General features: G+C 37.3%; 7 protein-coding genes. 2 read left to right on the top strand and 5 right to left on the bottom strand.

The features are described from left to right. Nucleotides 1-106: 106 nt before the first annotated feature. On the bottom strand, nt 107-841 hold the full coding sequence (locus HLH16_RS02420; RefSeq protein ID WP_171528096.1) for a hypothetical protein: 735 nt from the start codon (nt 839-841) through the stop codon (nt 107-109). A 185-nt stretch (nt 842-1,026) separates the two neighbouring features. On the opposite strand from HLH16_RS02420, the gene HLH16_RS15690 reads away from it, so the two are divergent. Then, nucleotides 1,027-1,341: a hypothetical protein gene (locus HLH16_RS15690; RefSeq protein ID WP_250850213.1), complete on the top strand. Its 315-nt coding sequence runs from the start codon at nt 1,027-1,029 to the stop codon at nt 1,339-1,341. A gap of 622 nt (nt 1,342-1,963) precedes the next feature. On the opposite strand, the gene HLH16_RS02410 is transcribed toward HLH16_RS15690, so the two are convergent. The 4 genes from HLH16_RS02410 to sbmA form a co-directional block, all read right to left on the bottom strand. Continuing rightward, nucleotides 1,964-2,482 (bottom strand): hypothetical protein, encoded by a 519-nt coding sequence (locus HLH16_RS02410; RefSeq protein ID WP_171528095.1) that lies wholly within the window; start codon nt 2,480-2,482, stop codon nt 1,964-1,966. A 255-nt stretch (nt 2,483-2,737) separates the two neighbouring features. Further along, nucleotides 2,738-3,730, bottom strand: a complete 993-nt coding sequence (locus HLH16_RS02405; RefSeq protein ID WP_171528094.1) for a hypothetical protein — start codon at nt 3,728-3,730, stop codon at nt 2,738-2,740. A gap of 402 nt (nt 3,731-4,132) precedes the next feature. Continuing rightward, on the bottom strand, nt 4,133-5,203 hold the full coding sequence (locus tag HLH16_RS02400) for a DUF1176 domain-containing protein (RefSeq protein ID WP_171528093.1): 1,071 nt from the start codon (nt 5,201-5,203) through the stop codon (nt 4,133-4,135). Nucleotides 5,204-5,384: 181 nt separating this feature from the next. Further along, entirely contained in the window at nt 5,385-6,581 is a 1,197-nt protein-coding gene (gene sbmA, locus HLH16_RS02395; protein ID WP_171528092.1) for a peptide antibiotic transporter SbmA, read from the bottom strand. Between the two features lie 656 nt (nt 6,582-7,237). Here sbmA and HLH16_RS02390 point away from each other — a divergent pair. Then, entirely contained in the window at nt 7,238-7,432 is a 195-nt protein-coding gene (locus tag HLH16_RS02390; RefSeq protein ID WP_171528091.1) for a hypothetical protein, read from the top strand. Nucleotides 7,433-7,833 lie beyond the last annotated feature (401 nt).

Below are 7,833 nucleotides of genomic sequence, written 5' to 3'. Positions count from 1 at the left end.
AGGATCAGAAAGCTTGTTTGAATCGATGTATTTCATCCGCAGATTATGCACGAATGCTAAGAAATCTTGGGTACGAATATTAACCAAAAGAAGATCATTTTTTGATTTATGAAAGAAGTTTAATAGATTCAAAACTTTCTAATTTCGAATTCTTTTTATCAATTAATAACGAGGTAATAGCATTCCCTTGCAGATACTCTCGTGCAAAACCATCCACAAGATGTGTGCTTAAATCAAAACGATTTTTTTGTTGAAAACTATTAAATATCTCATAGATTCTTAATATACGTAATGTGTCTTGATAATCTAAGTTTTTGATATTTTTTTGCTCTAATTCATTACCAACCTTAATTGTTGAATTATAAAAATTTTCATCTATATCTTCTAAACTTACATAAGCATCTTGAAAAGTATTAATAACTTTTCTCTTTAATATAGATTCCAGTCCACTGTTTTTATAATTTATATCTAACCAATCTAATTTTCTGATATAGCATGTTGGCTCAATCTCATACCAAGGCATCAAAAGTAGATGCTTTTTACTACGATGAACCGTCACGCTTGGCTCATATTTATCATAAAAAATCTTAACTATTCTTTTTTCAAGAAGTTCTATACCATCAAGCCATCCAATTACTTCAACAAGTTTTATGAAATCCTTATCCGACATATAAATTTTTTCGTAAAGAATTAAGCTCAAAAATAGCTTTTGTAAGGCATTTTCCATGAGAATCTTGTAATCCTGACGATTCACATAGCCTAAATACTTAAAAGAATTTATATCTTGTGCAACGTCACCTATAGCAGATAACACTCCCAATTTAGAAGGAAAATTAGACAAAATTATTTTGCTATAATTCATTGAATTTTATAATCTCTTTTCATTTTTGATTATTTTATAATAATACTTTTTAAATACAATCAATCTAATTACTTCACATCAAAAACAACATGACTATGAAAAAAGTATCCTCCATCACCAAACTCGAAGACTTAGGAAGAATCCAACTGTCTAAGTCATTCTTTATGCGTGACTTCCTCTATAGTGAAATCGCCAATTGGTACGGTGTACCTAACTACCCCGATCATCCTGACATCGCCATTCGTACAGGTACAGAGCTTTGCGAGCAACTCCTCGAACCACTACAAGAAAAATTTGGTCGTATTGCTATTCGTTCTGCTTACCGCTCACCAAACGTGAACCAACTTGGCAACGAAAAAGGACATAACTGCGCAAGCAATGAGAAAAATTTTGCCAGCCACATTTGGGACTACCCTGGCGAAAAAGGCTATGGCGCAACGGCGTGTATCGTCATTCCCTCATTTTTAGAACTTTATTAAAAAGACCAAAGCAACTGGCAACAATTGGCGTATTGGATTCATAACAATTTGAACTATAGCCACATGACATTTTTCCCAAAACTCTGTGCATTTAACATCGGTTGGCATGAACAACCTTCGCGGGAAATTTACAGTTATATACCACCGAAAGGCTATTTGCTGCGAGGTGAAGCGGTGAATGCGGAGTTTCAGAAGTTTTATCCTGATCTTATTTAATTTCCCCCTCACCCCCTTACGCAACAATGTTGCTCATCCCTTAGGGAGACGGAGAAATCATTGTTAATTAACTGCCTTCATGAATTTTATAATGAAAGTTCCCTCTCATCTCAGGAGAGGGCTAGGGAGAGGTAAATGTGTTATATAATTAAACAAAAATTGGCAAAAAATAAAAATGACACCCGAACTATTACTTACTCTCATTCAAGCAGCAATCGGTATATTTACCATCACAATCGTTGTGCTTCTAATTCCTCCGAAGTCGAGAAAATATTTATTTTCACTTCATCATGAAGACTTTAAAGATCGAAAAGGAGCACAACTATTACACGTCGGAGAAATGATCGTCTATCCAATTGTTTGGCTGTTTAAGATCATTGCCGCCATTTTAAAATAGGTATGTCCTTTAGCGAATAATACCCAACTTATTCCACACATCCGGCGTCAAAAAAGTCATCACCATCTTATTCAGGTCGACATAACGCAATACACCTTTCAACTGCTGATTCACTTCAGGATTTTTCACAATGGTTTCACCTGTAGTACGACCTAATTCCTGAAAACTATCGCCTACAGCTTGCAAGCCTTCGGCCTGAATCACGGCTTTGGTTTGTGCAGAACACTGCTCCACCAAGATGCGCTGTAAAACGGTCGCTAGGCTTTTATCCAGTTGCTCTTTCTGAACGTCAGTCACTTGACTAAAACTTTTTAAATCCGGATGGGTCGATAAAGCCACAAAGGTCCATTGCAGTACAGTTTTCTTATCCGTTTCAGTTGTCGACTTCACCAAACAATTACTCAGCTGCTCGACCGTTGGTCCCGCTGTCGCCAATTGCGCGGAACCCAACAATGTAACCGCCATCAAAGCTGAAAAGCCTATACGTGAAATGCTGTGACGAGCGGTGGTTGAAACATTGCGAGACATAAGGCGAACTCCAGTGAAAAATCATTATCTTTGTATCATAACGCTGAGGTTTTCACCTGTTATGACTCTGTAAACTGAACTCACTGAACATTGAATTAAACACTAAAAAATGATGTTTTCTATTCAAGTAAAATATCTCATCCAACAAAATTAAATTCATCTGGGCAATGGTTTAGAGATTAGCCTCTATCCAATCATTGGGATAATCCAGCTAACTGGGCGAGTCTTTTAAAATTCAAAATTAATGCAGTCAAATTACTTGATCTGCCTCAACATATTCTTCGCACCAGCATGATTATAATTATTGGCCAAATTCTGCAAAATTTTTACTGCCTGCGCTTTGGAATTGGCAAAACGGCTGCTATAACTTGGCACACTGGTTAAACAGCGCGCGACCACCATTCCGGATTCAGTATAAACTTTGGTTCCTTCCGTTCCCTGTAACTTGCCGTAGTTATAAGCACGTTGTGCGTTATTACAGGCAGCAATCTGATTTTTACCACTATTCAAATCACGGCGTGCGGCAACATAATATTTAAGCTGTTGCTGCTGTGGTGTTTCGACAACCTGTACAGAGCGTTTTACTGGCAATTCTGGCGTAGGCTTGGTTTCTTTTTTAGTTTCAACCTCTTTTTTAACTTCAACTTCTTTTGGAGTCACAGCTTTACTCGCTGTATTTTTAGCAGTTTGATTATTTACAGTGGTTTTTTTTGCGGCAGAATTATTTGAAGAATTGGCACTGGAATAAAATTTTTGAGCATCCCCAGCCGTCATGATTTTAGTTTGAAGCGCGACCATACGGGTGCCACTACCATCATCTAATTTACGCTCAGAAACTGGTTCAATCGATACAATCCAGCTTTGCCCATCACTTTGCACACACTTATATGCGCCTATACCTTGTTTGACACTGCTATAGGTAGAGAGCAGTTTTTTATCCCATTGATTCTTGACCAAACTCATTGAACTTTTATGTAATAGGGAAAACTTGCCACCCTTGGCAGAACAATAACTATTTAAATATTTTCTTGGATATAAAGATTGTATTTCTTTATTGCTTTGCTTTGCTCCCCAAGAATAGACATATTCTTTAGCCCGACCATTTACAGCATTAATATTTTTCTGAACAATAAGTTCCTGAGGTGAGGTGAAATTTTTAACTGAATCCGAGTTAAAACTGTCAATACTGGTACAGCCATGTAAAGCGATGCCCACTCCACCAATCAAGATTAATGTTCTGAAATTCACGTATCAATTCTCAATTATGCCGTATGAGATGAAAGTATATGAAAATACAAAAAATAACAAACCCAGAACTTTGATTTAATTATTGATTTTACTGAATTGTTTTTTGAATTTCTTATTCAAAACTGACTAAAAACTGCCAATTTTCAAATGTTTTATGCTGAAAATTTGAACTGTATAACAATTAAATCGCACTTTTAAAAATTTTATCATGGGTTTAAAAATTTATCCCTGCAGCCATTCAACCATTTAAATGATGAAGTGACCCAATTTTATCTTTTTATCAAAATGATTTTTTTATTTTATTGAACCTATATCTGACTAATTGCTTTTCAACAATCACCTCATGAGCAACAGATGCTCCAACTTCCATCATTCATTCATCCTTCCTATTTACCATATGAATCACTTCACCACAGCTTCAATCAGATACAGATCCCAAATTCCACCCGGGAAACCTTTGCACATGCCTGTCCAGCGATCCAGCGTTTTCACAAAAGCTTGACTGTTCCAGATCCATTGGCTCATTGCCCAGCAATCTCCAAGACCACGACCCTTTTGCGCACTGCTGATTTCACCTGCTGCAAAATCTGAAGCAAATTCAGTCACAAAGCTCGCCTTGCCTTTTAAAGATTCATTCAGCACCCAGGCACCATAGCCTTCATTATAGGCACCACGCCAACATAGCGTTGTTGCCAGAACTTTATGATTGGTGAGTTTATAGAGTTCAATGGCTTGGGGTTCTGCACCCGTTTCTTCATTAATGCCTTCACAGAATATATGAGCATCTTGAAGCTCTGGTTGGGCAGCCATGAGAAGCGTATGTACGGCTTGATACTGTTCAGTATTCGGCTGTAAGGTCAAATAAGATTTTGCCGCTGTGTTCACCTTTTTGACCATCAGTTTTGGCTGTGCAGCGAGAACTTTTGATTCATTTGCCGATCCTTTTTTGACCAAGGCTCCGACTGTACCGGTACGCTTCTGAAAATCATCCATTTTCAATAAAGTCGCAGTCATGCCCGCATCTGAAACCTGCCAGGTGTAATGGTTATTTTTAAAGATGATTTTTAGGTTTTTCTGGGCGTACTGTAATAATCCATTGATTTGCTGGGCATTCAGGGTTCCAATTAAAGCTTGGGTGGAAGGATTTAAATTGACCGCCCCAAAATTTTTGCCATTCAGATAAAGTCGAATATTATTCATTTTTTTACTGTCTAAGGTCTGATCATCGCTGGATAAGGCAAATTTTCCTTGAACTGCCTGTTTTGCCCCAGCCTGACGCGTCAGCAATATCGAAGCCGGCATCGCTTGAGCAGTATCTGGCTGATAACCTGCCGCACGGCAGGTTCCGGTATTACTACAATGCACTTCCCAATCCAGATAAGCAAAAGACCGGCCTTGAATATCTTGGGCCACAGTGAATGGACTCAGCGCGGTTAAACAAATGAGAGACATCAAACTGTAGAAAACTTTCATCTTTTTTATCCCAACCTTTTTTATAAATATACATCCTAATGACAATTTTCAGTGTTGCTGAATCATTTCAAAATGCTGTTATTTATCCCTTTCAAGTGCATACCGGCACTATTGAGTCTATTTAGAATATTAAAGCCACATAAAAAAACCCGCATGATGCGGGTTTTTATTTCAGCCAATATTACTTATGTAAAGTCGACTCAAATGCTTTTAAACGCTTATAGATTGAAAGCAATTCAATAATCGTTGGCCATGACTCAATTAAATACTGAAACGACTCACGCACCTTACCAAATACATTGGCAATCTGCATCATTAAACCCAGCGTAATCGCCCCTGCGGCAATACTCGGAAACAGCACAAATAAACCGTATAGATTGTCCAACTGCATATACCAGATACGCACCAGATTGAAATAGGCATAGTGGAAATATAAACGGAAATAGTTAAAACGGACTTTGCTAAATAACTCTTTTAAGGTCAGTGGATCGGCACGGTCAGCATAGTCTTCACCATAGACCAGTTCCTTACGGTATGCAGCTTCAACCCTCTGGTTGTTAAATTCCAAACCGGGTAATTTATAACCCACAACCATCAACACCACAGTACCCAAAACCGCCCAGCTAATGGCTGCCCAAACCAGTGCATACGGAATTTCACCAATCACAGGCAACTGTTTCACATGCGATGACAACTGTAATAACACCGGTAAAAACGCCATTAAAGTCATCAAGGCTTGAATGAAACTCACCCCCAAACTTTCAGTGGTTTTGGCAAAACGCATGGTATCTTCCTGAATACGCTGCGAAGCCCCTTCAATATAACGTAACTGTTCCCAATGTGCGGTGTAATAGTCATTCATGGCTGTACGCCAGCGGAAAATATAATGACTGACAAAGAACAGGTTAAATACCGCAATCGTGACATAAACCATCGCGACGTACAGGAAGGTCATGGTTTCACTATAAAGTAAATTGACATCTCCCCCGCCACTGCTAAGCATTTTCTGGATCAAGTCGTAAAATGGGCTATACCACGCATTCACTACGACGTTGACCTGCACTGAAAACCAGATATTAAACAGAATAAAGGCAGAACCCCAGACTGACCAGCCTTGCCAGGGATTGCTGGATTTAAATTTCCAGAATAGGGCAAAAATAACCGTTGAGACCAGAAACCATAGATAAAACCATAAAAATGAAGGAGTCCAAAAACGACTTACGCCAATAGGCAATTCAGCCTCATGATAGCCTTGGGCAAAGCCTAAAAATGTTCCCCAACTATTTCCACCTGAATACCACAAAGCAACATTGATTAAAAACCAAAGCACCAACGACAAAAAGAACCACTTCGGGTTCGGAAAAAAAGATTTAAACATTGCGTATGGATATTCCTTTATTTTTTAATTTACAACCTAAGCCATCCACTCAAACCAAACCGATTTTTAGCCCCCATGGATAGATCCGCCATTATTCTAGTATTTTCATCTTTGTAGCAACTTCTTCACTGTTTGTGAAATGTTTTTTCGCGTGAATCTGATTGAACAACCTAACCTTTCAATAAACAATGTGTACTTTTAAATTAACCCATCGATGATATTTCCATCATTTCAACTCATCATAGATCCAAAGCTCAAAGAAGATAAGCTTTATTTTCTCAGGGTGAAAAGCTGACAGATCCTGATTTAAACAATGTGTTGTTAGCTACTTTTGAGACACCAAAGCAGCATGTCAAACTTAAGCCATGAACCTGATGACAACCTAGGCTAGTATTCGTAAATTAAAACAATATTAAAAAAAACATCCAGCGACCTAATGAGTTTTCCTTTCTTCAACAGGTGGATAAATTATAAAAACTGGCAAAATCAAATTATAAAATTCAACAAATCCGCAATTTCCTATTTAATGTGCATATCACATAAACATTCCATCTGATTTTTTTTGATTTAACTCTCAATGCTGATAAAATTGGTTAAATATCTATCAAATCATGTTATTATTTCATTAAGTTATGGAAAACGCTCGGGAAAGCAAAATGGATAATTTAGTCATAGAATTATTAAAACCAGTCATTCTACAAAAAGAAAATTGCAATCCTTTAGTGTTTGAACAAGGGACAATTTTAAAAGTCGTGATGCAGACCCCTACCGGTCTATTGGTATCGGATGATTCAAACTTTAATTTCACCGTTTCTTTGAATGATAAAAATGAAGTATGGCGTGAACTATAACATTCACCCCGTCCTTTCCGGACATAAACGGCTGTACTGTATAATCTAAATTTGAGTGCAATCCCCCAATCTCACTCTTAAGATCATATAATTTTCAACTTATTACAATGAATTAAATATGTTCAGGTGTTGTTTTTTCAACAGCACCAGATAGCTCGCTCTGCTGAGTAAGTTCTTTTATTTTTAAGTTTCTATCCGCTGACGCTTCAAAACTTCCAAGCTGACTAAGTTCTACCTTTCATTCATTCGGAAGGAAAATTGAATTTATCCTATCTGTTATATTTAGCCACTCTTTTAATAAATAAAAATGATTACGCTTACTCATCATTAAAGCATATTTAATTGATTATTAACTTAATATATGAAGTATTCCCCATATCATCTTCGGTTATTTATACTTA

Source organism: Acinetobacter sp. ANC 5378 (assembly GCF_013004315.1).
Classification (GTDB): domain Bacteria; phylum Pseudomonadota; class Gammaproteobacteria; order Pseudomonadales; family Moraxellaceae; genus Acinetobacter.
The sequence above is the reverse complement of the archived record's forward strand: the minus strand, read 5'-3'. Positions and strand labels throughout refer to the sequence as shown.